Source organism: Phycicoccus sp., from assembly GCF_035325325.1.
Classification (GTDB): Bacteria; Actinomycetota; Actinomycetes; order Actinomycetales; family Dermatophilaceae; genus Phycicoccus.
Window position 1 is genome coordinate 89123 of sequence record NZ_DAOLAC010000009.1, and the last position, 25028, is coordinate 114150.

Annotated in this window: 24 protein-coding genes, 2 tRNA genes and 2 pseudogenes; 13 read left to right on the plus strand and 15 right to left on the minus strand. The window is 75.0% G+C overall.

The window, feature by feature from the left end; translation table 11 throughout:
- Window positions 1-3 precede the first annotated feature (3 nt).
- The 3 genes and pseudogenes from PKA89_RS08135 to PKA89_RS08145 all read right to left on the minus strand — a co-directional run.
- Window positions 4-240: a hypothetical protein gene (locus PKA89_RS08135; protein WP_324418392.1), complete on the minus strand. Its 237-nt coding sequence runs from the start codon at window positions 238-240 to the stop codon at window positions 4-6.
- Window positions 241-315: 75 nt separating this feature from the next.
- Window positions 316-846 (minus strand): FAD-dependent oxidoreductase, encoded by a 531-nt coding sequence (locus tag PKA89_RS08140; protein ID WP_324418395.1) that lies wholly within the window; start codon window positions 844-846, stop codon window positions 316-318.
- Window positions 847-949: 103 nt separating this feature from the next.
- A pseudogene (locus tag PKA89_RS08145) lies at window positions 950-1324 on the minus strand (FAD-dependent oxidoreductase); the annotation flags it as partial.
- Between PKA89_RS08145 and PKA89_RS08150 the strand changes: the two are divergent.
- Window positions 1323-2042 (plus strand): XRE family transcriptional regulator, encoded by a 720-nt coding sequence (locus PKA89_RS08150; protein WP_324418439.1) that lies wholly within the window; start codon window positions 1323-1325, stop codon window positions 2040-2042. The pseudogene PKA89_RS08145 and the gene PKA89_RS08150 sit on opposite strands and share 2 nt — an antisense overlap.
- Here the strand turns inward: PKA89_RS08150 and PKA89_RS08155 are convergent.
- A tRNA-Arg gene (locus tag PKA89_RS08155) sits at window positions 2004-2075 on the minus strand. The genes PKA89_RS08150 and PKA89_RS08155 overlap by 39 nt on opposite strands.
- 152 nt (window positions 2076-2227) lie before the next feature.
- On the opposite strand from PKA89_RS08155, the gene PKA89_RS08160 reads away from it, so the two are divergent.
- The 3 genes from PKA89_RS08160 (at window position 2228) to PKA89_RS08170 (ending at window position 7618) form a co-directional block, all read left to right on the plus strand.
- Entirely contained in the window at window positions 2228-3532 is a 1305-nt protein-coding gene (locus PKA89_RS08160; RefSeq protein WP_324418397.1) for an MFS transporter, read from the plus strand.
- 65 nt (window positions 3533-3597) lie between these two features.
- Window positions 3598-7434, plus strand: coding sequence for an AAA domain-containing protein (locus PKA89_RS08165; RefSeq protein WP_324418398.1), 3837 nt, complete (start codon window positions 3598-3600; stop codon window positions 7432-7434).
- Window positions 7427-7618 (plus strand): hypothetical protein, encoded by a 192-nt coding sequence (locus PKA89_RS08170; RefSeq protein WP_324418400.1) that lies wholly within the window; start codon window positions 7427-7429, stop codon window positions 7616-7618. Before PKA89_RS08165 ends, PKA89_RS08170 begins: the two co-directional genes overlap by 8 nt.
- Before the next feature lie 32 nt (window positions 7619-7650).
- Here the strand turns inward: PKA89_RS08170 and mscL are convergent, their stop codons facing one another.
- Both mscL and PKA89_RS08180 read right to left on the minus strand, forming a co-directional pair.
- Window positions 7651-8019, minus strand: a complete 369-nt coding sequence (gene mscL / locus PKA89_RS08175; RefSeq protein ID WP_324418402.1) for a large conductance mechanosensitive channel protein MscL — start codon at window positions 8017-8019, stop codon at window positions 7651-7653.
- Between the two features lie 102 nt (window positions 8020-8121).
- On the minus strand, window positions 8122-8790 hold the full coding sequence (locus PKA89_RS08180; RefSeq protein WP_324418404.1) for an SAF domain-containing protein: 669 nt from the start codon (window positions 8788-8790) through the stop codon (window positions 8122-8124).
- Between the two features lie 51 nt (window positions 8791-8841).
- Between PKA89_RS08180 and PKA89_RS08185 the strand changes: the two genes are divergently transcribed.
- Window positions 8842-9051: a hypothetical protein gene (locus PKA89_RS08185; protein ID WP_324418442.1), complete on the plus strand. Its 210-nt coding sequence runs from the start codon at window positions 8842-8844 to the stop codon at window positions 9049-9051.
- A gap of 14 nt (window positions 9052-9065) precedes the next feature.
- On the opposite strand, the pseudogene PKA89_RS08190 reads toward PKA89_RS08185, so the two are convergent.
- The 4 genes and pseudogenes from PKA89_RS08190 to PKA89_RS08205 all read right to left on the minus strand — a co-directional run.
- Window positions 9066-9476, minus strand: a pseudogene (locus tag PKA89_RS08190) (FmdB family zinc ribbon protein); the annotation flags it as partial.
- Complete coding sequence (locus PKA89_RS08195) at window positions 9386-10210, minus strand: ABC transporter permease (protein WP_324418406.1); 825 nt, start codon at window positions 10208-10210, stop codon at window positions 9386-9388. The gene PKA89_RS08195 and the pseudogene PKA89_RS08190, both read right to left, overlap by 91 nt.
- Complete coding sequence (locus PKA89_RS08200; protein ID WP_324418407.1) at window positions 10207-11106, minus strand: ATP-binding cassette domain-containing protein; 900 nt, start codon at window positions 11104-11106, stop codon at window positions 10207-10209. Before PKA89_RS08200 ends, PKA89_RS08195 begins: the two co-directional genes overlap by 4 nt.
- Before the next feature lie 92 nt (window positions 11107-11198).
- Window positions 11199-12743 carry a potassium/proton antiporter gene (locus tag PKA89_RS08205; protein WP_324418409.1) on the minus strand — a complete coding sequence of 515 codons (1545 nt, stop codon included), beginning with the start codon at window positions 12741-12743 and terminating at the stop codon, window positions 11199-11201.
- Between the two features lie 47 nt (window positions 12744-12790).
- On the opposite strand from PKA89_RS08205, the gene PKA89_RS08210 reads away from it, so the two are divergent.
- Window positions 12791-15445 carry a penicillin acylase family protein gene (locus PKA89_RS08210; protein ID WP_324418412.1) on the plus strand — a complete coding sequence of 885 codons (2655 nt, stop codon included), beginning with the start codon at window positions 12791-12793 and terminating at the stop codon, window positions 15443-15445.
- Window positions 15446-15481: 36 nt separating this feature from the next.
- Here PKA89_RS08210 and PKA89_RS08215 read toward each other — a convergent pair whose 3' ends face one another.
- Window positions 15482-16048, minus strand: a complete 567-nt coding sequence (locus PKA89_RS08215; protein WP_324418414.1) for a 5-formyltetrahydrofolate cyclo-ligase — start codon at window positions 16046-16048, stop codon at window positions 15482-15484.
- Between the two features lie 23 nt (window positions 16049-16071).
- Here PKA89_RS08215 and PKA89_RS08220 point away from each other — a divergent pair, with 23 nt between their 5' ends.
- The 6 genes from PKA89_RS08220 to PKA89_RS08245 are packed head-to-tail and all read left to right on the plus strand — an operon-like array spanning window position 16072 to window position 21362.
- Complete coding sequence (locus PKA89_RS08220; RefSeq protein ID WP_324418416.1) at window positions 16072-17454, plus strand: UTP--glucose-1-phosphate uridylyltransferase; 1383 nt, start codon at window positions 16072-16074, stop codon at window positions 17452-17454.
- Window positions 17454-18674, plus strand: coding sequence for a gephyrin-like molybdotransferase Glp (gene glp, locus PKA89_RS08225; protein WP_324418418.1), 1221 nt, complete (start codon window positions 17454-17456; stop codon window positions 18672-18674). The genes PKA89_RS08220 and glp overlap by 1 nt, the downstream gene beginning before the upstream one ends.
- Window positions 18675-18729: 55 nt before the next feature.
- Window positions 18730-19161 carry a cyclic pyranopterin monophosphate synthase MoaC gene (gene moaC, locus PKA89_RS08230; protein ID WP_324418440.1) on the plus strand — a complete coding sequence of 144 codons (432 nt, stop codon included), beginning with the start codon at window positions 18730-18732 and terminating at the stop codon, window positions 19159-19161.
- Entirely contained in the window at window positions 19158-19652 is a 495-nt protein-coding gene (locus tag PKA89_RS08235; protein WP_324418420.1) for a molybdenum cofactor synthesis domain-containing protein, read from the plus strand. Before moaC ends, PKA89_RS08235 begins: the two co-directional genes overlap by 4 nt.
- A gap of 32 nt (window positions 19653-19684) precedes the next feature.
- Window positions 19685-20371, plus strand: a complete 687-nt coding sequence (locus PKA89_RS08240) for a GNAT family protein (protein ID WP_324418422.1) — start codon at window positions 19685-19687, stop codon at window positions 20369-20371.
- Window positions 20372-20396: 25 nt separating this feature from the next.
- Window positions 20397-21362 (plus strand): hypothetical protein, encoded by a 966-nt coding sequence (locus PKA89_RS08245; RefSeq protein WP_324418424.1) that lies wholly within the window; start codon window positions 20397-20399, stop codon window positions 21360-21362.
- Window positions 21363-21418: 56 nt separating this feature from the next.
- Here PKA89_RS08245 and PKA89_RS08250 read toward each other — a convergent pair whose 3' ends face one another.
- The gene (locus PKA89_RS08250) at window positions 21419-22717 is read right to left on the minus strand and encodes an AI-2E family transporter (protein WP_324418426.1); all 1299 of its coding nucleotides are present in this window, start codon (window positions 22715-22717) and stop codon (window positions 21419-21421) included.
- A 178-nt stretch (window positions 22718-22895) separates the two neighbouring features.
- On the opposite strand from PKA89_RS08250, the gene PKA89_RS08255 reads away from it, so the two are divergent.
- Window positions 22896-22968: transfer RNA gene (locus PKA89_RS08255), tRNA-Ala, on the plus strand.
- Between the two features lie 61 nt (window positions 22969-23029).
- On the opposite strand, the gene PKA89_RS08260 is transcribed toward PKA89_RS08255, so the two are convergent.
- The 3 genes from PKA89_RS08260 to PKA89_RS08270 form a co-directional block, all read right to left on the minus strand.
- On the minus strand, window positions 23030-24037 hold the full coding sequence (locus tag PKA89_RS08260) for a tyrosine-type recombinase/integrase (RefSeq protein ID WP_324418428.1): 1008 nt from the start codon (window positions 24035-24037) through the stop codon (window positions 23030-23032).
- Between the two features lie 71 nt (window positions 24038-24108).
- On the minus strand, window positions 24109-24324 hold the full coding sequence (locus PKA89_RS08265; protein WP_324418430.1) for a helix-turn-helix domain-containing protein: 216 nt from the start codon (window positions 24322-24324) through the stop codon (window positions 24109-24111).
- A partial coding sequence (locus PKA89_RS08270; protein ID WP_324418432.1) for a replication initiator occupies window positions 24324-25028 on the minus strand: 705 nt, incomplete at its 5' end. The genes PKA89_RS08265 and PKA89_RS08270, both read right to left, overlap by 1 nt.

A 25028-nucleotide genomic window follows, 5' to 3' on the forward strand; every position in this document is an offset into this window, starting at 1 on the left:
GCCTCAGCGGGCCAGCAGGCGCCCGCGGAGTCGGTGCAGCTGGGGCATGAGCCCGTAGATGACGATCGGGACGGCCACGGTGGCCAGGACGAAGGTGCGCAGCACGGCGTTGGTGTCCTTCAGCCACGGTCCGATGGTGAGGTTGAGGACGGTCAGGGTGGGGAAGACCGCGACCCAGATCATCAGGGCGAGCTGGTGCTTGGTCGGCGGGCCGGCGGGGCGCGACGGGGTGGTGGACATGGTGGTGCTCCTGTTCGTGTGTACGTGAGGTGTGGTGGCCCGTCCCGTCGTGACGGGGGGGGCCGGGTTGCCGGGTCAGACGGTGGGGCCGAGCCGGAACGCGGCGAGGGCCAGACGGCCGTCCTCGTCCACGAGGTCGTTGTTGATGGCGATCGCCGCGGCGGACCCCTCGCCGGCGGCGGTGATCACCTGGGCGCGGGGGTTGACGGCGTTGCCGGCAGCCCACACCCCGGGGACGCTCGTGAGCCCGGTCGGGTCCACCGCGACCCAGCCGGCGGGTCCGGTCGTGCAGCCGAGGTCGGCCAGGATCGCGTCGTTGGCGACGAACGTCGGCCGGACGAAGAGCGCCGTGCGGGCCACGGTGCGACCGTCGGCGAGCTCGACGCCGGCCAGCCGGTCGTCCTCGACGACGAGGCGGACGACGCCCTCGTCGACGACGCGGATGCCGCGCGCGGCGAGCTGCTCTCGCTCGACGGCGGCCAGGAAGGCCCGGTTGGCGAAGAGGATGACGTCCGCGCTCCACTGCCGGACCAGCTGGACGTGGGTGAGGGCGTCCCTGACGCCGTCGGCGGAGCCCACGAGGACCCCGACGGGCTGGTCCCGCACCTCGTACCCGTGGCAGTAGGGGCAGTGGAGCAGGTCGCGTCCCCCAGCGGTCCCGGACGCCGGGGATGTGGGGCACGACGTCCCGCAGTCCGGACGTGACCAGGACGCGCCGGGCGCGCAGGGCCTCGCCGGAGTCGAGCCGCACCTCGAACCAGCGGCCCGTGCCGCGGTCCGAGGAACCGTGCTCGAGCACGGCGGTCACCGTCCCGTCGACGAACCGACCGCCGTAGTCGGCCACCTCGGCGCGGCCGGCGGCGAGGAGCTCGGAGGGCGGCAGGCCGTCGGAGCCGAGGAAGCCCTGCATGTGCGCCGCAGGCGCGTTGCGTGGCGTCCCCGCGTCGACGACGACCACGTCACGGCGAGCCCGGGTCAGGACCAGCGCGGCGGAGAGGCCGGCGGCGCCGCCGCCGACGACCACGACGTCGTGCGTGGGTCGGGCCTGGCGGGAGCCCGTGGCTTCGGCTGTGTGCTCGGTCATGCCGGGAAGAGTCGCCCCGCGGTGGGCGCGCCGACAACCGTTGTTGCCGATCCCGGGAACGCTGCGGTGCAATGAGCGCGTGAGCGGCGGCGAGCATCCGGGCCCCGACGGGTCCGGCGCGATCAGCGAGGCCCTGGAGCGGGTGGCCCCGCGCCTGCGCGAGATCAGGCGGCGTCGGGGGCTGACGCTCGTCGAGGCGGCCGAGCGCGCCGGGATCTCCAAGAGCACCCTGTCCCGCCTCGAGACGGGTCAGCGCCGCCCGAGCCTCGAGCTGCTGCTCCCGCTCGCGATGACCTACCGCGTCCCGATCGACGACCTCGTCGGCGCTCCCGAGGTGGGCGACCCGCGGGTCCGACTCAAGGCGCGAAACGTCAAGGGCCGCACCGTGCTCCCGCTGACCGGCCCGGGTGGCATCCAGGCGTGGAAGATCGTCATCCCCGGTAGCCAGACCACGCCGGCGCCCCGGTCGCACGACGGCTTCGAGTGGCTCTACGTGCTGTCCGGCCGCATGCGCCTTGTTCTCGGGACCCGGGACCTGGTCCTCGGGATCGGCGAGGTGGCCGAGTTCGACACCCGGGTCCCGCACTGGTTCGGCAGCACCGGCGAGGGTCCGGCCGAGGTGCTCAGCATCTTCGGACGCCCGGGCGAGAAGGCGCTGACCCGCGCGACCGGAGCAGAGTGCCCCCGGCAGGATTCGAACCTGCGACACCTTCTTTAGGAGAGAAGTGCTCTTCCCCTGAGCTACGAGGGCGGGAAGACCGCAGGACAGCCTACGGGGCCGACCGGCCTCGAGTGCCCAGGTGGCTGCCCGGGCGACCGTTTCGGCACACGACACCGGCGGGGCGGGCGGGGCGCGGCGGACGCCACCCCGGGCCGGCGCCGCGCGGGGGGATACTGCCCCACGTGACGACCGCCCCGGCCCCGACGACCCCCCGCGACGACCTCCAGCGCCGCACCGTCCGCACCCTCGTCGGCTCGCAGATGCTCGGAGGCGTCGGCCTCTCCGCCGGCGTCGCGGTCGGGGCCCTGCTCGCCGAGCAGGTCTCCGGCTCCGCGCGCTGGGCCGGCCTCGGCGGGACCTTCCAGGTGCTCGGGGCGGCCCTCGTCGCGGTGCCGATGGCCCGGGTGATGGCCGCCCGCGGACGCCGACCGGGCCTCGTCCTCGGCTACGCCCTCGCCACCGTCGGGGCCGCCGGGCTCATCACCGCCGGCGTCGTGCGGAACTTCCCGCTGCTCCTCGTCTCCAGCCTGCTCTTCGGCGGCGCCACGGCGTCGAACAGCCAGAGCCGTTACGCCGCAGCCGACCTCGCGATCCCGGCCCGCCGAGCCCGCGACCTGAGCATCGTCGTCTGGGCGACGACGCTCGGCAGCGTCCTCGGCCCCAACCTCGTCGGCCCGAGCGCGCCGGTCGCCGACGCCCTCGGCCTCCCGCGGCTCACCGGACCGTTCGTCTTCTCCCTCGTCGGCCTGGTCCTCGCCATCGCCGTCATCGCGGTCCGGCTGCGCCCCGACCCGCTCGTCGAGTCCCGCCGCCGGGCGCTCGACGAGGGCGACGAGCCGGGCGAGCCGACCCACGGCTCCGTGGTCCGCGGCCTCCGGGTCGCCTTCTCCCGCCCGGTCGCGCGGCTCGGCATCCTCACCCTGGCCCTCGGGCACGGCGTCATGGTGAGCGTCATGGTGATGACCCCGCTGCACATGGCCCACGGGCACGCCGAGCTGACCGTCATCGGCTTCGTCATCAGTGTCCACATCCTCGGGATGTACGCGTTCTCCCCGCTGACCGGGATGGCCGTCGACCGGCTGGGCGGGCGACCCGTCGCGCTCGTCGGGGCAGGGGTCCTCAGCGCGGCCACCCTCCTCGCGTCGGTCTCGCCGATGGGGGAGTCCTCGACGCTGCTCGGCGGGCTGTTCCTCCTCGGGCTGGGCTGGTCCTGCACCCTCGTCGCCGGCTCGACCCTCCTCACCTCGGCCATCCCCGCGGCCGAGCGCCCCGGCGCGCAGGGGGCCTCCGACCTGCTCATGGGCCTGGCGGCCGGGGGCGGCGGCGCGGTCGCCGGCGTCATCGTCGACCGCGTCAGCTTCCATGCCCTGGCCCTCACCTCGCTCGGCTTCGCGCTCGCCATCGGGCTGCTCGCCGTCACCACCCGTGTCCCGACCGGCGGCGTCCCGCCGGCCCCGCCCGTCCCGCCCGCCCCGGCGACCCCCTGAGGCCGGCCCGCGACCCGCGCCCGAGCCTCCCGGGCCCGGGCGCCCGCCGTTGTTAGCCTGCTGAGGTGACTGCGAGCGGCCCGGCGCGCGACGCACGGCCCCGCGGCAGGGCCGGCGTCGCCGACGCCGTGCCCGAGGACCGGCACCGGGGAGGGCACCTGAGCATCGCGCCCGACGCCGCCACGGTCCGCGCCGAGAGGGTCGCCGAGGCCCGGGCCCGGTGGACCCGTCACCTCGTCGAGCTCGGTGGCCCGAACACGCTGCTCTGGTACCGCGACCTCCCGGTCGGCACCCTCGACCTGTCCACGGCGCACCTCGGGTCGCGCAGCACCCTGCTCGCCGGTGGCTCGACGCTCCTCTCGGAGCTGGTCCGTGAGCCACACGCCCTCGACGAGGCGCGAACCCGGCTCGGCCGCATCCACGACACCGCCACCGAGATCGAGCGCGAGCACGCCGTGCGCACCTGCTTCCTCGGCATCGGGATGGCCTCGTGGACCATCGTCCTCGAGGACGGGCGCGTCGTCCCCCGCCAGCCCGGCGCCCCCGTCTTCCTCCGGGCCCTGAGGACCCGACCCACGGATGCCCGCCGCCGGGACTGGGTGCTCGAGCCCGGCGACGAGCTCGAGGTGAACCCGGCGCTCGTCCACTACCTCGAGTCCGAGCACGGCATCAGCCTCGACACCGACCGTCTCGAGCACCTCGCGACCGCCGCCGGCGCCGTCGACCCCTACCCGGCGTACGCCGCGCTCGCCGACGCGTGCCGGGCCGTCCGCGACCTGTCCGTCGACCCGCGCGTCGTCGTCAGCACCTTCCCGTACCACAAGGCGCCGCTCGTCGCCGACCTCGCCGCCCAGGCCGACACGCTCGCCCGGCACGACGTCGTCGCGGCGCTCGCCGGGTTCGCCGACGCCCTGCCGGCCGTCGCGGTCGGTGCGGAGCGGGGGCGGGGCCCGGCCGAGGACTTCCTCGTCCTCGACGCCGACGCGGCCCAGCGCGAGGCAGTGGAGGCGGTACGGGCCGGGTCGCACCTGCTGCTCCACGCGCCACCCTCGACCGGCGCGTCGCAGACGGTTGCGAACCTCGCCGCCGCCCTCGCCGCCGACGGCCGGCGCGTGCTCGTCGTCTCCCCGAAGCGCACCGCCCTCGACGCCGTCCGGTCGCGGCTCGACGAGGTCGGGCTCGGCGACCTCGTCCTCGACCTCGCCGACGGCGGTCATGCCCGTCGGTCCGTGGTCCGCGAGCTCGTCGAGGGCCTCGACCGGGTCCTCGAGCGAGGGGCCCGGCCCGGCAGCCGCCGGCAGCGTGAGCGCGAGGCCGCCGAGGACGCCGAGGCCCGGCGCTCACGGGCCGCGGCGGCCGCACTGCTCGACGAGCACCTGCGCGCGCTGCACGGCCGACGCGACCCCTGGGCCGTGACCCTCCACGAGGTGCAGGAGGAGGTGTGCCGGCACGCCGCCCTGCCGCAGGCGCCCCGCTCCCGGGTCCGGCTCGAGGGTGCGGTGCTCCTCCGCCTCGACCGCGCCAGCCTCGACGAGGCGGGCGACCTCCTGACCCGCCTCGCCGCCCTCGCCGCCTGGGACGGCGACGGTGCCGACGACCCGTGGTTCGGGGCGGCCCTGCACTCCCCGGAGGAGGCGGCCGAGGCCCGCGAGCGCGTCGAGCGCCTCGCCACCGGGCTCGTCGGGGAGACCCGCCGCATCCTGGGCGACGTCTTCCGTGGCGTGCACCTGCCCGCCGCTCCGACCGTCCTCGACTGGGACCGCGTCCTCGCCACGGTCGGGCAGGTCCGCGACACCCTCGAGGTGTTCCGGCCCGAGGTCTTCGACATCCCCCTGGACGACCTCGTCGCGGCCACGGCCACCGGTGCCGAGCGGCGGGCTGCCGACTCCGACCTCGGCGTCGTCGAGCGGTGGCGGGTGCGCCGGCAGGCCCGCGCGCTGCTGCGGCCGGGCCGTCCGCCGGCCGACCTCCACGCCGCACTCGTCGAGGCCCAGATGCAGCGGCACGCGTGGCGCGAGCTCGCCGGGTCCGGTGGCCGACCCGAGATCCCCGTCGAGCTCGACCGGGCGCGCGCCGCCCACGACGCGCTCGTCGACGACCTCTCGTGGGTCGACGACCGGCTGCCGCACGACGAGGAGGACCTCGACCTCGTCGAGCTCGACCTCGGCGAGCTGGCCGACCGGATGGGGACCCTCCACGCTGCCGCTCGTCGCCTCGATGCGGCGCCGGACATCCGGCTCGCGCTCGACCTGCTCGACCGGCTCGGCCTCACCCCGCTCGTCGAGGACCTGCGCGCTCGCGGCGTCCCCGCCGAGCGGGTCCGCACCGAGCTCGACTGGGTGTGGTGGTGCTCGATCGCCGACGAGGTGGGTGCACACGACGGGTACGTCACCCACTTCGACCCGCACGCGCTGACCGCTGCCGTGGCGACCCTGGTCGCCTCCGACCGTGAGGCCCTCGAGGGCCAGGTCGGCCGGGTGCACGCGGCCGTGGCCGAGCGCGTCGCCGAGGTGCGCCGGGCCCGCCCGGACGAGGAGACCCGGCTGCGCGCCGAGGCCGCCCGCGCCCGGCGGCCGTCCGCGCTCCCCGAGCTGTTCGCCTCCGTGGGCACGTTGGCCACGGCGGTCCGTCCGATCTGGCTGGCCAGCCCGCTCACCGTCCCGTCGGTCCTGCCGCCGGGGGAGTGCGTCGATGTCGTCGTCGTCGACGAGGCCTCGCTCGTCGCGCCGGCGGAGGCCGTCGCCGCCGTCTCCCGCGGCCGCCGCGTCGTCGTCGTCGGCGACCCCGCCCAGCTGCCGCCGGTCCCCTTCGTCGTGTCGGCCGGGGTCGACGCCCCGGAGGAGGCCGACAGCGAGTCCGTCGTCGACGCCCTCGACGGCGTGCTGCCGACGCGCCGCCTCACCTGGCAGTACGGCGCGCTCGACGAGCGCCTCGTGGCGTTCGCCGATGCGCAGCTCTACGACGGCACGCTCGTCACCTTCCCGGGCACCGGCACCGCGCCGGTCGTCCGGCACGAGCTCGTCGACGGCCACGGCGTCGTCGCCGAGGGCGAGGCCGCGGTCGAGTCGACGCCGGCCGAGGTCGACCGGGTCGTCGAGCTCGTCCTCGAGCACGCCCGCCGCCGCCCGGAGCGCTCGCTCGCCGTCATCGCGCTGGGCCCCGGGCACCGCCGGCTCGTCGAGGACGCCGTGCGGCACGCCGTCGAGGGCCTCGGCGACGAGGTCGCCGCGTTCTTCGCGGAGGACCGGCCGGAGGCGTTCTCGGTCCGGGACGCAGACCACGTCCAAGGGGAGACGTGGGACGACGTCGTGCTCACCGTCGGGTTCGGCAAGACCCCGCACGGCCGGGTCCTGCATCGCTTCGGACCGATCGCCACCGACACCGGCCACCGCCGGCTCGGGGTCGCGCTGACCCGGGCCCGCCGCGCGCTGACCGTCGTGTCCTCGATCGGCGCCGAGGCCCTCGACCCGGACCGCCTGCGCACCTCCGGGGCCCGGATGCTGCGCGACCTCCTCGAGCACGTCGAGGCGGTGACCGGCGACGACGTCGCACCGACCGCCGGGCGCGACGGCTCCTCCCTGGTCCTCGCCGACCTCGCCCGCCGACTGCGGGAGCACGGGCTCGTCGTCCACGAGTCGGTCGGCACCTCGGCGCTGCCCGTCGAGCTCGGCATCGAGGACCCCACGGCCCCGGGCAGGTTGCTCCTCGCGGTCGAGGGCGACGGGCCGGCCTACGCGGCGGTCCTGTCCGGACGCGACCGCGACCTCGTCCGGGTCGCCGAGCTCGAACGGCGCGGCTGGCGGCACCTGCGGGTGTGGACGACCGAGGTCTTCCGGGACCCCGCCCGGGTCGTCTCCCGGGTGCTCGACGCGGTGGGGGTCCGGCAGGCCCCCGGTGGCTGAGCCGCAGGACCCCACCGGCGCCGGCGCGCCCCGGCGGCGCCGCCGACGCCGGGTGGACCGGCCACCGACCAACCCGCGCACCGACGACTCACCGGACGTCGGCACCCCGCGCGACTCCCCGGCCGAGGGTGAGTCGACGCACGACCGCTGGCTGCGCGAGCAGCGACCTCCCCACTGGGAGTAGCCCGCTCGTCGCTCGCCGGTCGGTGCGGGTGGTCAGACGCCGCGGCCCGCCCGCAGCTCGTCGCGGATCTCCTTGAGCAGCTCGGTGTTCGGGTCGATCGTCTCGGCCTCCGGCTCCTTGGGGAAGAGGCGCGCCTGCGCCGCCGCGTACGGCTTCACGACGAAGAAGTAGATGACGAAGGCGACGATGAGGAAGGCGACGAGGGCCGTGATGAACGCGCCCACCGACACCCCGCCGGGCTTGTAGCTCGAGAAGTCCGGCTTGCCGCCGATCTTGCCCAGGATGTCCATGAACATGGCCGTGAAGGCGGTGACGACGGTGGCGAAGGCGCCACCGATGACGAAGGCGACGGCGAGCTCGACGAGGTTGCCGCGCATGATGAAGTCCTTGAAACCCTTCATGATGTTCCCTTTCGTGGTGACGGTCTGACGGGGACAACCTATTGCGCGGGTGGGCCGCCCGCACAGGGACGATCCGCCGGTCGGCCGAGGACGGGCGGGGCGTCAGCCCGGGCGCGCGACGACGACCACGGTGACGACCCCACCGGTGTCGCCGCGGGAGGCGAGGACCCGGTCGGCGGACTCGCCGGTCAGGGTGAGGACCACCCCGCGCGCACTGCCACCCATGGGAGCCAGGGCGGCCACCGGATCGGCCACCGGCGGGTCGACGGCGAGCACGACGGCGTCGCCGGCGAGCACCGCACCACCCTCGGCCGGGTAGACCCCCACCCGTTGGCCCGGCGCGAGCAGGTCGGCGGCCGCGGGGTCGGCGAGCGGCAGGTGGAGGGCGACCCGACCGGCCTCGAGGCCCTCGGTGACGGTCCGGGGCACGAGCCGCGTGGCCGTGACCGTCTCGCCCGCCGCGAGGGCGGACCCCACCCGTCGCCCGACCGCCGACCCCGCGGCCGTGAGCGCCCCCGGCTGCGCCGCCGCGACCGGGACGGCCGCCGCCCCGAGGTCGTCGGGGCGCAGGACCGAGCCCGCGGGCACGGGGCGCCGGGCGACGACGACCGACATCGTGGGCGGCGGCGGAGGACGGACGACCTCGACGACCGCGAGGACGGCGGCGACCAGGCAGGTGGCGGAGAGCAGCCGACGCACCACCGAGCGCCGCCACCGGGCACGGCGGCCGGGACCGGTGACCCCGGCGAGGGACGGGCGGAACGAGGGCATGCGGCGACGCTAGGTCGCCAGGCCCCGGTCCGGTCGGCTCAGGAGGAGGTTGTGGACGACGAGGCGCTCGCCCCGGACCCTGTGGACGAACTGGTCGAGCCCGACGAGGACCCCGACGACGAGGAGCCCGCCGACGAGGAGCCCGCCGACGAGGAGCCCGCCGACGACGTGCCCGACCCGGACGACGAGCCCTCGGAGGACCCCGAGGACCCCGACCCCGACGAGCCGGACCCGGACCCCGAGCGGGAGTCGGTGCGGTAGAAGCCGCCGCCCTTGAAGACGATGCCGACGGCGTTGAACAGCTTGCGCAGACGGCCGCCGCACTCGGGGCACTGGGTCAGGGCGTCGTCGCTGAAGGACTGGACCACCTCGAAGCGGTGGTCGCACTCGGTGCACGCGTAGGCGTACGTCGGCACGGTGGTCCTCCTCGGACGACATCGGGGCGCCGCCGGACCCGGCGGGTCTCGCGGCGGCGCGGTCGGCGTCAAGGATAAGCCAGACCGGCCGTGGCCGCGGCCACGGCCCGGGCCGACGTCCCCGTACCGCCGCCCCCGGGACCGGCACGCGGTCCCGGGGGCGGCGCCCCTGCCGGGGTCTACTTCACCTCGGCCCGGGTGATCCACCACATCCCGACGGCGAGCGGCAGGGCGACCCAGACGGCCACCGAGGTGCCGAGCTGCGCCCACTGCTGGCCGGTCAGCTCGCCGAGGAAGAGCGGGTTCATCGTCCGGTTCAGGTCGAGCCACTCGCCGGCCTTCTCGGCCTGCGACCACAGCGAGCCGAGGATCGACCACCCGGTCGGCAACACGTAGTAGAGGACGATCGCGGCCGGGGTGTTGCGCAGCAGCATCCCGAAGCCGAGGCCCTGGAGCAGCCCGAGGAGCACGTAGCCGGCCGCCCCGAGGAGCGCGGTCCACGTGAACGTCCAGTCGCCCTCGGCGCCCCGCAGCCCGATGGCCGCCGCGTGGGCCGCGGCCGCCAGCGCGAACGAGAAGACGACGGCGACGACGCCGACGGCCAGGGCCGCCACGACCTTCGCCCAGGCGACGCGGGTGCGCCGGGCCTCGAGGGTGAAGGTCACCAGGGCCGTGCGCTGCGACCACTCGGAGGTGACCGCCATGATGCCGACGACCGGCAGCAGGATCGCCATCGGCATCGTCGTCGCCTGGAGGTAGTCGCCGAACGGGTGGTCACCGCCGCCCTGGACGAAGAGGATGGTCAGCGCAGCGGCGATGACTACCCCGACCGCGATGAGCAGCCAGCGGCCCGCGCGGGTGTCGAGCATCTTGCGCAGCTCGACGGTGACGAGCCGGCCGAACGGGATGCCCCGGGTGGGCCGCTCGCCGGGGATGGGCTCGGGCATCCGGGCGTGCTGGAGCGCGGCGTCGTCGCGGACGGCGGTGCGGGTCGCGGTGCTCACGCCGCCACCTCCTCGCGGGCCGACGCGGCGGTGAGGTCGAGGAACATCTCCTCGAGCCCGCGCTCGTCGCCCGAGCGCAGCTCGCGCAGGACGACCCCGGCGGCGAGGGCGACGCGGCCGACGGTCTCGGGGTCGGTCTCGGCGAGCAGGCCGCCGGTCGCGACGCCGGTCGTGGACACCCCGCCGGCCCGCAGCGCGGCCTCGAGGGCGCGGTCGTCGGTCGAGCGGACCACGGTGCCGGAGCCGGCGAGCAGCTCCTCGGTCGTGCCCTGGGCCACGACCTTCCCGTTGCCGATGACGATGATGTCGTCGGCCACGCGCTCGATCTCGTTGAGCAGGTGCGAGCTGAGCAGCACCGTGCCTCCGCGCGCCGCGAACCCGCGCAGCAGGTCACGCATCCAGCGGATGCCGGCCGGGTCGAGGCCGTTGGCCGGCTCGTCGAGGATGAGCACCTCGGGGTCGGCGAGCAGGGCGTGGGCGATGCCGAGCCGCTGGCGCATCCCGAGGGAGTAGTTGCGCACCCGCCGGTTCGCCTCCTTCTCGCTGAGCCCGACGAGGTCGAGCATCGCGCCGACACGGCGCCGGTCGACGCCGGTGAGGACGGCACCGAGGGTCAGCACCTCGCGGCCGGTGCGGCCCGCGTGCTGCGCCGAGGCGTCGAGGAGGAGGCCGACGTGCCGGCCCGGGTTGGGCAGCGCCGCGTACGGGCGTCCCAGCACGGTGGCGCTGCCGCCGCCGGCCGGGGTGAGCCCGGCGACGACACGCATCGCCGTCGTCTTCCCGGCGCCGTTCGGGCCGAGGAAGCCGGTGACCCGCCCGGGGCGGGCGACGAACGACACGTCGTCGAGTGCGGTGAAGGCGCCGTAGCGCTTCGTGAGGTGGTCCACGGTGATCATGGGGACGACTCTCTCCTGCGGCCGCCGACCCCGGCCATGAGGGTCCGGCCTGAGCCGACCCTGAGACCGTCCCGGGGTCGCTCAGGGGCGGGTCAGCCCTCGGACCACTCGGCGAGCCGGCCGCCGCGGCTCACCTGGTACAGCCGCTTCTCGACGTCCTTGCGCACCGCCGACGGGGTGACGACGAGCAGCTGGTCGCCGTGCCGCAGGACGTCGCGGTCGCGCGGCACGAACGAGGTGCCCTCGCGGACGACGAGCGAGATGTTGGCGCCGTGCGGGAGCCGGAGCTCGAAGACCCGGACGCCGGCGATCCGGGAGTGCGGCCCGACGTCGATCTCGAGCAGCTCGGCGCCGAGGTCGGTGAGCGGGGTCGCCTCGACGGCGAGGTCGACGCGGTGGTGCGACGCCCCGACCCCGAGCCGGGCCGCGACCCACGGCAGGGTCGGCGCCTGGATGAGGGTGAAGACGACGACGAGGACGAAGACGAGGTCGAACATCCAGTCGACCCCGGGCGTGCCGGCGGTGATCGGCACCGTGGCGAGGACGACGGGCACCGCGCCGCGCAGCCCGGCCCAGGACAGGAACGCCTGGGTGCGCAGCGGGATGCGGAACGGCGTGCAGGCGACGAGGACCGACAGCGGCCGGCCGACGAGCAGCACGGCCGCGCCGACGACGAGCGCCGGGACGACCTGCGCGCGGAAGCCCTCGGGGCTCGCGAGCAGCCCGAGGAGGACGAACAGCCCGATCTGGGCCAGCCAGCCGATGGCCGTCGCGAAGCCGGTGACGGCCGGCCGGTGGGGGAGCGAGATGTTGCCGAGGACCAGCGCGGCGAGGTAGCAGGCGATGAACCCGGAGGTGTGCAGCGAGTCGGCGGCGGCGTAGGCGAGCACCGCCACCGCGAGCACACCGATGGCGAACAGCGCCGACGACGAGGTGGCGACCACCCGCATCACCCGGGCCCCGAGCCAGCCGACGGCCAGGCCGACGAGCGCCCCGCCGGCCAGCTCCAGGACGGCGAGCACGAGCAGGTGCCACCACGTCTCGGGCTCGGCGCCGGGGGTCAGCTGCGCGGCCAGCGCCGTGACGACCAGCACGACCGGGGCGTCGTTGAAGCCGGACTCGGCCTCGAGCATCCCGGAGATCCGTTGCGGCAGGGGTACCCGGCGCAGCACCGAGAAGACGGCGGCGGCGTCGGTAGAGGCTGTGACCGCCCCGATGAGCAGCGACACCTCCCACGACCACCCGAGGACGGCGTACGCCACCCCCGCGACGGCCACGACGCTGACGGCCACCCCGACGGTCGAGAGCGAGACGGCCGGACCGATCGAGCGCCGGATGCCGGACCACCGCGTCGTGATGCCGCCCTCGACGAGGATGAGGACGAGGGCCGCGTAGCCGAGGACCTGGGTCAGCTCCTCGGAGTCGTAGCGGATGCCGAGGCCGTTCTCGCCGAGGGCCAGCCCGATGCCGAGGTAGATGAGCAGCGACGGGAGCCCGGAGCGCAGCGAGAGCCGCACGGCCGCCACCGCGACGACGAGGACGACGCTGCCGACGAGGAGCACCCGCGAGAGGTCGTCGACGGAGAAGGCCCCGGGCACGGCCTCCCCGCCGACGACCATCGACAGCGCGCCTGTCACCGGGGACCGTCCTCGTGTCGTCGGGGGTGGTGTCCTAGTCTCGCAGGGTGAGTCGCCTCGTCGTCGCCCGCCGCGTCCTGGTGGGACTCCTCGCCGTCGTCGTCGTCGCCGCCGTGGTCGGCGGCATCGTCGTCGTCACCACGGTCCGCGAGTCCTTCCCGGTCCGGTCCGGCGAGGCCTCGCTGCCCGGCCTGTCCGGCCCGGTGACGGTCAAGCGCGACGGCAGCGGCATCCCGCACATCTACGGCGACTCGATGACCGACCTCGCCCGAGCGCAGGGGTACGTCCACGCCCAGGAGCGCTTCTTCGAGATGGACCTGCGCCGGCACATCACCGCCGGCCGGCTCTCCGAGCTCGTCGGCCCGGCCGGGCTCGAGACCGACAAGGTGGTCCGGACGATGGGCTGGCGCCGGGTCGCCGAGGAGGAGCTGCCGACCCTCGAGCCGCGGACCCGCCAGCTGCTCCAGGCCTACGCCGACGGCGTCAACCGCTACCTGCGTGGTCGCAGCCCCGGCGAGGTGTCGGCCGAGTACTCGGTGCTCGGCCTCCAGCTCCCGCTCGGTGAGATCGAGGAGTGGACCCCCGTCGACAGCCTCGCGTGGCTCAAGGCGATGGCCTGGGACCTGCGCGGCGACTACTCCGACGAGCTCGCCCGCGCCCGGCTCAGCGGCCGGCTCAGCGCCGCCCAGATCGCGGCCGTCTACCCGCCGTACGACGAGGAGGCGCACCCCCCGATCCTCTCGGCCGACGAGTGGAGCCCCGGTCGCACGTACACCTCGTCGACGCCCGCGTCGTCCGCCGTGCCGTCGGCCCTCGCCACGGGCTCGGGGGACGAGGTCGTCCGCGAGACGACGACCGCCGGCGCGAAGGCGGCCTACGCGGCGGTCGAGAAGGCGCTGGCCGCCGTGCCCCAGCTCGTCGGGCGCGGCGACGGCGTCGGCTCCAACTCCTGGGTCGTCTCGGGGGCGCACACGAAGAGCGGGAAGCCGCTGCTCGCCAACGACCCGCACCTCGGCATCGGCCAGCCCGGCATCTGGATCCAGAACAGCCTCCACTGCCGCACGGTGACGCCCGAGTGCCCGCTCGACGTCTCGGGCTTCTCCTTCGCGGGGGTGCCCGGCGTCATCATCGGCCACAACGGCCACATCGCCTGGGGCTTCACCAACCTCGGCCCGGACGTCTCGGACTTCTACCTCGAGCGCGTGGTCGGGCAGACCTACCTGCGCGACGGCGCGTGGGAGCCGGTGACCAGCCGTGAGGAGACGATCAAGGTCGCGGGCAAGCCGGACCAGCACATCACCGTGCGGTCGACGACCCACGGACCCATCATGTCCGACGTCCTCTCCTCGGCCCGCGACGCCGGCGCCCGCGCGCCGACCTCCCAGCAGGGCGACGAGAGCCAGGACTACGCGGTCTCCCTCGCGTGGACCGGCCTCGTCCCGAGCAGGACGGCCGACGCCATCATCGGCTTCAACACGGCGACGAACTTCGACGAGTTCCGCACCGCAGCGAGGTCGTTCGCGGTGCCTGCGCAGAACCTCGTCTACGCCGACACCGAGGGCCACATCGCGTACCAGGCGCCCGGCCAGGTGCCCGTGCGCCGGGCCGCCCTCCCCAAGAGCCCGCCCGGCTACTGGCCGGCGCCCGGCTGGGACTCCGCGTACGACTGGAGCGGATACCTCTCGTTCGACGACCTGCCGTGGACCGTCGACCCCAAGGACGGGGTGATCGTGGCGGCCAACCAGGAGGTCTCCGGCAGCCGCTCGCCGTTCCTCACGACGGAGTGGGACTACGGCTGGCGCTCGACCCGCATCGCGCAGCGACTCTCGGGGCTGAAGCAGGCCAGCGCCGCGGACATGGCCTCGGTGCAGATGGACGACACCGACCTCTTCGCCGCGGTGCTCGTCCCGGCGCTGCTGGGCGTCCCCCTCGACGCCCGTGAGGGCGAGGCCGACCAGCAGGACCTCCTCGACTTCACGCAGGAGGCCCGCAACCTGCTGCGGAGCTGGAACCACTCCACCCCCGCCGCCGACTCCGACGCGTCGGCCGCGGCCGCGTACTACAACGCCGTGTGGCGCAACCTCTGCGAGCTGACCTTCGACGACGAGCTGCCGGCCGACATGAAGTCCGACGGGGGCGACCGCTGGCGGGCCGCGGTGCAGAAGCTGCTCGCCGACCCGACCAACGCGTGGTGGGACAACAAGCTGACCCCCAACGTCACCGAGGGACGCGACGAGATCCTGCGCCAGGCGCTCATTGCCGCCCGCCTCGAGCTGACCCGCGAGCTCGGCAAGGACCCACAGCAGTGGGACTGGGGCAAGCTGCACCGGATCACGTTGCAGCACAAGGTCCTCGGTGGCGACACCGTCCCCGGCCCGGTGCGCTGGCTGTTCAACGAGGGTCCCTACGACATGCCGGGCGGCTCGGCGATCGTCAACGCCAACGGGTGGGCCGCGAGCGAGGGCTACGCGGTCGACTGGGCCCCGTCGATGCGGATGGTCGTCGACCTAGCGAACCTCGACGGCTCGACGTGGATCAACCAGACCGGGGTCAGCGGCCACGCCACCGACGACCACTACGCCGACCAGGTCGAGGACTGGGTGGCCGGTCGCCAGCGGCCCTGGCCGTTCACGCCGAAGGCGGTCGACGCCACCGACCCCGACGTCCTCACCCTCCGGCCGGACCCCAGCGCCACCCCCTGAGGCGGCAGCGACCGGGGCGCCCTGCTGGTTGCCGGGTCAGCCGGGACGCAGGTCGGTGTGGCCCTCGGCGGTGAGCACGCCGTCGACCGGCACGTCGTGGTCCTCCCGCGGCAGCGGCTCCTCGTCCGCCGCGAGCAGCTCGCCGGGGTGGAGGAGGACGACGACCGGGACGCCGGCACGCCGGCGCGGCAGCGCCTTGTCGTAGCAGCCGCCGCCCTGCCCCATCCGCGTGCCGCTGCGGTCGACGGTCAGCCCCGGGGCGAGGACGAGGTCGGCGAGCGCGACGGCGTCGAGGCCGAGCGGCTCGCGGCCCGGGTCGGCGAGGTCGTGCCAGTCGAGGTCGAGGTCGGCGAGGGTGTCCGGGACGAGGACGCGGACGCCGCGGGCGAGCAGGGCGGCGTTGAGGGTGGCGGTCGGGGGCTCGCCCGCGACGGACTCGTACGACGTGACGACGGCGCCGGCACCGAGGCCGAGCGCCTCGAGGTGCGCGGTGACCACCGTCGCGAGGGCGGTCTCGTCGGCCGCCGTGTCGCGGGCGGCGGCCAGCTCGCGTCGGCGGGCCCGCAGCGCGCGGCGTCGTTCGGTCTTCGCCGTCGGTGCCATGTCCGGCATCGTAGGGTGGCGCCATGAGCAGCGATGCCCTCCGCGCCGCGACGGCCCGGATGCGGGAGGCCGGGGTCGACGAGCTCGCCATCCGTGTCTTCGCGCGCTACCACGAGCAGCTCCAGGACCAGGTGACCGGCACCATCCCCGAGGACTCCGTCGAGCCGCTCCCCGACCCCCCGTCGCTGGAGTCCCTCACCCCGTCGCCGGAGGCGGTCCGTGCGGCGCTCGCCGGCACGGTCGTCGTCAAGCTCAACGGCGGCCTCGGCACGAGCATGGGGGTCCAGGGCCCGAAGTCGGCCCTCGAGGTGCGCGAGGGGCGCACCTTCCTCGACGTCATCGCCGACCAGGTGCTCACCCTCCGCCGCGTGCACGACGTCGCGGTGCCGCTGCTCCTCATGGACTCCTTCCGCACCCGCGACGCCTCGCTCGAGATCCTCCGGGCCCACCCGGGCATCGAGGTCGACGGCCTGCCGCTCGACTTCCTCCAGAGCAAGGAGCCCAAGCTGCGGGCCGACGACCTCTTCCCGGTCGAGCACCCCGCGGACCCGGAGCTCGAGTGGTGCCCCCCGGGGCACGGCGACGTCTTCGTCGCGCTCCGGACGACCGGCCTTCTCGACGAGCTGCGCCGCCGCGGCTTCCGCCACCTCTTCCTGTCCAACGCCGACAACCTCGGCGCCACGTGCGACGGCGCCATCCCGGCGTGGATGGCGGCCGAGGGCATCCCGTACGTCGCCGAGGTCAGCGCCCGCACGCCGAACGACCGCAAGGGCGGGCAGCTCGTCGTCCGGCGGTCCGACGGCCGGCTCGTGCTCCGCGACTCCGCGGCCGTCGTGCCCGGTGAGGAGGAGTACTTCCAGGACCTCGAGCGCCACCGCTGGTTCCACACGAACAACCTCTGGGTCGACCTCGAGGTGCTCGCCGGCCGGCTCGACGAGCGCGACGGCGTCCTCGGGCTGCCGGTCATCGTCAACCGCAAGACCGTCGACCCCACCGACGCCTCGTCCACGCCGGTCCTGCAGGTCGAGTCGGCGATGGGCGCCGCCGTCGAGCTCTTCGACGGCGCACGGGCGATCGCGGTGCCGCGCAGCCGGTTCCGGCCGGTCAAGACGACGAACGAGCTGCTCCTCATCCGCAGCGACCTCTACCGGGTCGCCGACGACGGCACGGTCGAGGCCGCCACGGACCGCCCGGACCCGTTCGTCGACCTCGGGCCCGAGTACCGGCTGCTCGACGGCTTCGAGGAGCGGTTCCCGCACGGTGCGCCGTCCCTGCGCGGGTGCACGAGCCTGCGGGTCGAGGCCGACGTCACCTTCGGCGCCGACGTCGTCTGCGTCGGCGACGTGCACCTCACGGGGGAGCGCCGCACCGTCCCCGACGGCACCCGGTTGGAGGGCGACGCCTGATGCGCACCGTCGCGGAGCACCGGGCCGCCGTGCTCGGGCTCGTCCGTCCGCTGGGGTCCGAGCGGGTGCGCGTCGGCGCGGCCCTCGGGCGGGTGCTCGCCGAGGACGTCGTGGCCGTCGTCGACCTGCCGGGCTTCGACAACTCGGCGATGGACGGCTACGCCGTGCGGGCCGCCGACCTCGCCGGCGCGAGCGAGTCGACCCCGGTCGTGCTGCCGGTCGACGGCGACGTCGCCGCGGGGGACACGACCCGTCACGTCCTCGCACCCGGCCACGCGCTGCGGATCATGACCGGGGCGCCGCTGCCCGACGGGTGCGACGCCGTCGTCGCCGTCGAGGTCACCGACGCCGGCGCGGAGAAGGTGTCGGTGCGGCTCGCCCCCGAGGTCGGCCGGCACGTGCGCCACCGCGGTGAGGACGTGCGGGCCGGCTCCGTCGTCCTCACCGCCGGAGCACGCGTCGGCCCCGGCCACGTCGCGCTGGCCGCCGCCTCGAACGTCGCCGAGCTCGTCGTGACCCGGCGACCCCGGGTCACCGTCGTCTCGACCGGCGACGAGCTCGTGCCGGTCGGCGGCGTGCTCGAGCACGGGCAGATCGTCGACTCCAACCACCTGATGCTCCGCGCCCTCGTCGAGGCCGCCGGGGCGGAGGTCGCGGCCGGGGTGCACCTGCGCGACGACGCCGACGCGGTCCGCGCCTTCCTCGCCGCGCCGGACGGCGACCCCGACCTCGTCATCACGAGCGGCGGGGTCTCGATGGGCGTCTACGACACCGTCAAGGAGGTCCTCAGCGAGGACGGCGGCGTCGAGTTCGTCAAGGTCGCGATGCGGCCCGGGATGCCGCAGGGGTGCGGCGTCGTGGGGGCCACCGGGCTGCCCGTCGTCACGCTGCCCGGCAACCCGGTCAGCTCCTACGTCTCCTTCCACGTCTTCGTCCTCCCCGCGCTGCGCCGGATGGCCGGCCTCGACCCCGACGACGACGGCGCCTTCGAGGCCGTCGCGGGCGCGTCGTGGCCGACCGCCACCGGTCGCGCCGAGATGACCCGCGTCGTCGAGGACGGCGGGGTGGTCCGGCCCTCCGGGGGGCAGGGTTCGCACGTGCTCGGCGCGCTCGCCGAGGCGACGGCGCTCGCGGTCGCCCCGCCGGAGGTCGACGGCATCTCGCCGGGAGACGCCCTCCGGTGCCTGCCGCTGCTCGGGCATCATCGGGGCTGTGGCTGACCACCCCGGGCCCCCGAGCGGGCTCACCCACGTCCGCGCCGACGGCACGGCCCACATGGTCGACGTCTCGGCGAAGGCGGTGACCGCGCGGCGGGCCGAGGCGCGCGGCCGCGTGCTGCTCTCCGCTGCCGCGGTCGCCGCGCTCCGCGACGGCACGGTGCCCAAGGGGGACGCCCTCGCCGTCGCGCGGATCGCGGGCATCCAGGCGGTCAAGCGCACCCCCGAGCTCGTGCCGCTGGCGCACCCGGTCGCCGTCCACGCGGTCGAGCTCGACCTCGAGGTGGCCGACGACGGCGTCGACATCCGGGCCGAGGTGCGCACCGCCGACCGCACCGGCATCGAGATGGAGGCCCTCACGGCGGTGAGCGTGGCCGCGCTCGGGCTCGTCGACATGGTCAAGGCCGTCGACAAGCACGCCCGGATCACCGACGTCCGGGTCACCGCGAAGTCCGGCGGGCGCTCGGGCGACTGGACGGAGCGCCCGTGAGCAGCCCCGACCTCGCCGGGCGCCGCGCGGCGGTCGTCACCTGTTCGACCCGGGCCGCCTCCGGTGTCTACCCCGACCGCGGCGGCGCCCTCATCGTCGAGGCCCTGCGCGGCTGGGGGTGTGCGGTCGACGAGCCGGTCGTCGTCCCGGACGGGCCCGCGGTCGGCGAGGCCCTGGCCGCCGCCCTGGCCGGCGGCCCGGACCTGCTGCTGACGACCGGCGGCACCGGGCTCACCCCGACCGACGGCACCCCCGAGGCCACCCGTCCCCTGCTCGACCGCGAGGTCCCCGGCCTCGCCGAGGCGATCCGGGCCCGCGGCGTCGCGCAGGGCGTGCCGACCGCCGTCCTCTCGCGCGGGCTCGCCGGGCTCGCCGGGCGCACCCTCGTGGTCAATCTCCCGGGGTCGAGCGGAGGCGTCAGGGACGCGCTCGCGGTCCTCGCCGAGGTGTTGCCGCACGCCCTCGACCAGGTGCGCGGGGGCGACCACTGATGTGGGGCCGGCGGCGCCGTGCGCCCCGGACGGTGCCGACCGCGGCGCCCTCCACGTGGGTGTGGCCGCTGCGGTTGTCGGGGACGACGCCGACCGGGGCCGACGTGCTGCTGCGCCCGCTCACCCTCGCCGACGGACTGGCTTTCCAGTCCGTGCGGCGGGCCAACGCCGAGTGGCTCGAGCCGTGGGACGCCACGTCGCCCGACCCCTCGGCCCCGCCGCGGTCGTTCGGGGAGCTCGTCGAGATCTACGACGCCGACGCCGCCGCCGGGCGTGCCCTGCCGCTCGCCCTCGAGTCCGGGGGCCGGCTCGTCGGGCAGGTCAACGTCGGCAGCATCGTCCTCGGGTCGTTCCGGTCGTGCACGATCGGCTACTGGGTCAGCCGGGCGGTCGCGGGGCAGATGGTCGTCCCCACCGGCGTCGCGCTCGTCGGCGACCACCTGCTCGGCCGGGTCGGGCTGCACCGGATCGAGATCAACATCCGGCCCGAGAACACCGCGAGCCTCGCCGTCGTGCGCAAGCTCGGCTTCCGGTCCGAGGGACGCCGCCCGCACTACCTCCACATCGACGGCGCGTGGCGCGAGCACCTCTCCTTCGCCCTGACCGTCGAGGACCTCCGGGGCGAGCCGTTGACCGCCCGGCTGGCGCGTCTGGCCGCGTCGGAACACTCGTCACAGCAGTCACTTGCGCGACACACCGAGGCGGGTCCGGGCCACTGAGCGTGCCCCCGCCTACCGTCGGACCGTGCAGTCCCCGTCGAGCCTGATCTTCCTCGTCCTCCTCGGGGTCTGGGCTGCCTACTTCGTGCAGTACTGGATCCGGCGTCGGGACCACCTCGCCACGGCCCGCTCGGTCGAGCAGTTCAGCGCCGCGATGCGTGTCCTCGAGCGCCGCACCCCGATCCCGCGCACCGACCTCTCCGACCCCGCGCCGCGGTCGTGGTCCGTGCACCCGGCCCGCACCGTCCGCCCGCAGGTCGTCGTCAAGCGTGCCGTGGCGGCCGAGGCCGGCTCTCCCGCAGTCGTGTCCGAGCGTGCAGTGTCCTCACCGGCCCGCACCGTGCCGGCCGCCCGTCGCGGTGTGCCGCGCCGGGTCCGTGGGCTCGTCCTGCTCACCACGCTCGTCGGCCTCGTGACGACTGGGGCGCTCGCCGCCTTCTCCGTCCTCGTGCCGTGGGCGCCCGCCGTCGCCGGTGGTGCGCTCCTGCTCGCGCTCGCCTGGGTGCGGGCCGGGGTGCGCGCCGAGCAGGCTGCCCGCGCGGCCCGTCGTCGCCGCGCCCACGAGGAGGCGCGTCGTCGCGCCGCCGCCGTGCCCACGGCGGCCGCCACCCGGCGCACCGAGCGTCGCGCCCCCGTCACGACCCCCGTCGCCGAGGACGTCCCGGCGGTGTCCGAGAGCGTCGCGGTCGGCGCCGAGCCGGTCGAGACGGCCGCCGAGGAGACAGCCGCGGAGGCCGCCGAGATCGCCGCGCCGGTCGCGGCTCCCGAGCCGGAGCCCGAGACGGTCATCGAGTACGTCCACCTCGTCGACGAGGACGACATCCCGCTCACCTGGGACCCGGTCCCGGTGCCGCGGCCCACCTACACGATGAAGGCCAAGGCGGAGCGTCCGGCCGTCGCGCCGGCCGCGACCACCCCGGACCCGGAGCCGGTCGAGACCCCGCTGCGCAGCCGCGAGGACCTCGACGAGCGTCGCGTCGCCGGAGCCTGACCGACCGCCTCCGCCGCGGCCCGGCTCGACCGGGCGATCGCCCGGCCCGTCGGGGGTCAGCTCTCCTCGAGCTCGCGCGTCTCCTCCGGGTCCACGCCGAGCCGACGCGCCTCCGCGGCGGCGGCCTCCGCCTCGGCCCGGTCGGTGGCCGCGTCGCCGAGCACGTGCCGGGCGGTCATCGGTCCATCCGTCGGTGCGTCGTCGGCCGGCGGGTCGTCGGAGTCGAGCAGGTGGTGCCCGACGGCGTTGAGCACCGCGACCGTCGGGACGGCGATGAGGCCGCCGATGATGCCGGCGACGACGATGCCGGCCGCGATGGCGAGGATGACCGCGAGCGGGTGCAGGCGCATCGCCCGGCCGATGAGCAGCGGCTGGAGCAGGTGGGCCTCGATCTGCTGCACCCCGATGATGATGCCGAGCATGATGAGCGCCTGGATCGGGCCGAGCGCGACGAGCGCCAGCAGCACCGCCACGGCACCGGACACGGTGGCCCCGACGATCGGGATGAACGCGCCGAAGAACACCAGCAGGCCGATGCCCGAGGCGAACGGCACGTGGAGGATGGCGGCGCCGACGCCGATGCCCACGGCGTCGGCCGCGGCGACGAAGACCGTCGCGCGGGTGAACGCGGCCAGCTGACCCCACGCGATGATCCCGGAGGAGTGCACGCGCTCGCGGGCCGCCCGCGGGAAGAGGCGCACGAGCCAGCCCCAGATGCCGGCCCCGTCGTAGAGGAAGAAGAAGAGGGTGAAGAGCGCGACGAAGAACCCCGCGAGCACGTGGCCCGCCGTGAGTCCGGCGGCCGCGGCGGTGTCGGTGAGGTTGCCCGAGCTCAGGGCGTCGCGGGCCTTGGTGATGTAGCCCTGCAGCTGGGTGTCGGTGATGCCGAAGGTGCCCTGCACCCACTGGCGGATCTGCTCGACGCCGTCGGCGACCTTCGTCGTGATGTCGCCGAGCTGGCTGGTCAGCTGCGAGCCGATGAACGAGATGAGCCCGAACACGACGGCCATCGTGCCGATGACGGTGACGAACGCCGCGAGCCCCCGGGGGAGCAGGCGGGCCAGGCGGTCGTGGACGGGGTGGAGGAGGGCGCTGACGAGCAGCGCGACGACGATCGGGATGACCACCTCGGACAGCACGCTCGAGAGCCACAGCACGGCGCCGACGGCCAGCCCGATGATGATGCCGCGCCACGCCCACTCGCTCGCGGTGCGCACCCCGAGGGGGACGGCCCACTCGGCCCGCGCGCGGATGTCGCCCGGGCCCAGTGGTTCGACCGTCGGCGCAGGCAGGTGGGCCGGGAGGTCGCTCGGGCCGCCGCTGGCGGGGCGGGTTCCGGGCCGGGGCAGTCGCATGCGCCGACTCTAGGTCCTGGCACCGACGCGCCGCCCGTCAGGTGTGCCCGGCTCGGGCCGTGACCAGCGGCGACGTGGCACCGCGCGGGCATCCGGTCAGGGGCTCCCCGCATCGGGTGGGTGCCGTCCACCGGTTTCGGCGCGCGCGCGGCTCGGTGTTATCGTTTCTCCCGCACTCGGGGCTGTGGCGCAGTTGGTAGCGCGTCTCGTTCGCAATGAGAAGGTCAGGGGTTCGAATCCCCTCAGCTCCACCCACCGGAAACCCCGTCCGACCAGCACGTACGTGCCGGCCCGGGCGGGGTTCTTCCATTGTCATTCACCGCCCACCCCCTTCCGTGCCCCCCTGGTGCCCCCCGGAGCCGCGTTCAGCCGATCCAGCCCCGCCAGGTCGGCTCCGGTCCCGAGGAAGTGGAGGTACCGGTTCGTCGTCGCGATCGACTCGTGACCCATCCACGCCTGGACTGTTCCCGGGTCGACCCCGCGGGCCAGCCAGAGGCACGCCGCGGTGTGCCGCAGGTCGTGGATCCTCCGGCCGTGACCCGTCGTCGACCACTGCACGGAGCGCAGCACCGAGGTGCGGTGCAGGCGGGCACCGCCGGCCGAGGTGAACAGCAGCTCGCCCGGCTCCTTGCCCTCGCTGAACCGGAGAACGATCGGCAGGACCCGGTCGGCCAGCGGCACCCGGCGCGTCCGCCTGCCCTTCGTCGCCTTCACCGTCTGACCCTCCGGCTGGGATCGACGCACGAGCAGGCCAGCAGTCGGCACCTGCATGACGTCCTCGACGCGCATCGACCGCGCCTCTGCCCACCGCAGGCCGGTCCAGCACAACACGAGCAGGACGTCCGCCAGGTGCGGCGACCGTTCGGCCCACTGCGCGTGCACCACCTCGACCTCGGCCTCGGTGAACGGATCCATCTCGTCGACCTCCCGAGACTGCTTCGGCACCCGGACACCGAGGACGGGATTGGTCAGGATGACCTTCTCGCGGACGCACCAGGCGAAGAACGACGACAGGCTCGCCCGGTAGCGGACCACCGAGCTCTCCGCCATCCCGGCGGCCAGCAGCTGCTCGAACGCCCGAGCCACCTCGCGGCCAGACACCGCGGAGGCGTGCACCGCCAGCAGGCTCGTCGGGCTCAACCGCAGCACGTCGAGGTCCGCCCGGTAGGTCTTGGCCGCGACCGTCGTCCGTCGCACCGCCAGCCAGCGGTGCATCAACGACCGGACCCGCTCCCGGCCCGCGCGAGGGTCGACCCCGCCGTCCAGTGCAGCGCGCTCGCGCGACAACCACGCCTTGGCCTCGCGCTGCGTGTCGAACACGCGGCTAGCAACGTCGACGCGCCCACTCTTCAGCTTCGCCCGGAACCGACCGTTCGGAAGCTTGCGAACGCTCACGCCGCGACCCTCGAGAGCCACGCCTCGACATCCTGACGTCGATACCGCGGACACGATGGGGCAAGCCACACCACCCGCGGACCATGGCCCGTCTGCCGCCAGCGACACAGCGTCGACGGAGACACCCGCAGGGCCCGAGCCACCTCCGCCGACGTGAGCAGACGTTGCAGCACCTCCGGGCCGGCGCCCGCCACGGGAGTCTGTTGTGCCATCACCCGTTCCTCTCTCGAACGTCCTTCACGATGTTGGACCGATGCCGTTCCGCGCGCCACTGGTCGTACTCCCGCGCGCGGGCGGCGGCGGCCATGGCGAGTGCTTCTTCGGCGGCGTCGCGCCAGCCGGTGCCGAGGTAGGTCCAGGAGCCGATCACGACAGTGGTCTCGTCCTCGTCGTCGGCCAGGAGCCTGCGCTCGAGGTCGCGAGTGTCGATTGTTTCCCCGGTGCGGGCGGACTCGGCCGTGATCCGCTGCCAGCGCACCCGCACCCGGCGCAGGGCGCCGAGGGTGACCGAGTAGCGGCGTGACTTGGTACCGAAGTGGCCGCGGAAACCGAGCATGTGCACCCACCGGCTCATCCGCTGGTAGTCGTGGTCCTCGCCCTGGTGGCGCGCGGCGCGGTCTGCCAGGTCGACGCAGGCGGCCCGGAAGGCAACGATGTGCGGCCGGTGCTGGCCCTCACCGTGCAGACCGGAGACGTCCTTCGTGGCGTACTTCGCCAGGTAGCCGGCCACCTGGCCGGGTGTGAGGGCCGCGCTCGGGTCGTCGACCCGGCGCCCGGCGGTGACCACGCGCACGTCGAGCTGAGCACCCCAGGCCATTACCCGCGGGCTGTCGTCGGCGTCGACGGGTTCGGCCAGGACGCTCACGCCCGGCACTGTGTCGCGAACCAGGGCGGCCAGGGTCGGGCCGTCGAGGGC

Excerpts from the sequence above, each read along its gene's own strand:
- PKA89_RS08135 (WP_324418392.1), bottom strand. The coding sequence starts at position 240 with ATGTCCACCACCCCGTCGCGCCCCGCCGGCCCGCCGACCAAGCACCAG.
- PKA89_RS08150 (WP_324418439.1), top strand. The coding sequence starts at position 1,323 with ATGCCGGGAAGAGTCGCCCCGCGGTGGGCGCGCCGACAACCGTTGTTG.
- mscL (WP_324418402.1), bottom strand. The coding sequence starts at position 8,019 with ATGAAGGGTTTCAAGGACTTCATCATGCGCGGCAACCTCGTCGAGCTC.
- PKA89_RS08180 (WP_324418404.1), bottom strand. The coding sequence starts at position 8,790 with ATGCCCTCGTTCCGCCCGTCCCTCGCCGGGGTCACCGGTCCCGGCCGC.
- PKA89_RS08200 (WP_324418407.1), bottom strand. The coding sequence starts at position 11,106 with ATGATCACCGTGGACCACCTCACGAAGCGCTACGGCGCCTTCACCGCA.
- PKA89_RS08215 (WP_324418414.1), bottom strand. The coding sequence starts at position 16,048 with ATGGCACCGACGGCGAAGACCGAACGACGCCGCGCGCTGCGGGCCCGC.
- PKA89_RS08220 (WP_324418416.1), top strand. The coding sequence starts at position 16,072 with ATGAGCAGCGATGCCCTCCGCGCCGCGACGGCCCGGATGCGGGAGGCC.
- glp (WP_324418418.1), top strand. The coding sequence starts at position 17,454 with ATGCGCACCGTCGCGGAGCACCGGGCCGCCGTGCTCGGGCTCGTCCGT.
- moaC (WP_324418440.1), top strand. The coding sequence starts at position 18,730 with ATGGTCGACGTCTCGGCGAAGGCGGTGACCGCGCGGCGGGCCGAGGCG.
- PKA89_RS08250 (WP_324418426.1), bottom strand. The coding sequence starts at position 22,717 with ATGCGACTGCCCCGGCCCGGAACCCGCCCCGCCAGCGGCGGCCCGAGC.
- PKA89_RS08265 (WP_324418430.1), bottom strand. The coding sequence starts at position 24,324 with ATGGCACAACAGACTCCCGTGGCGGGCGCCGGCCCGGAGGTGCTGCAA.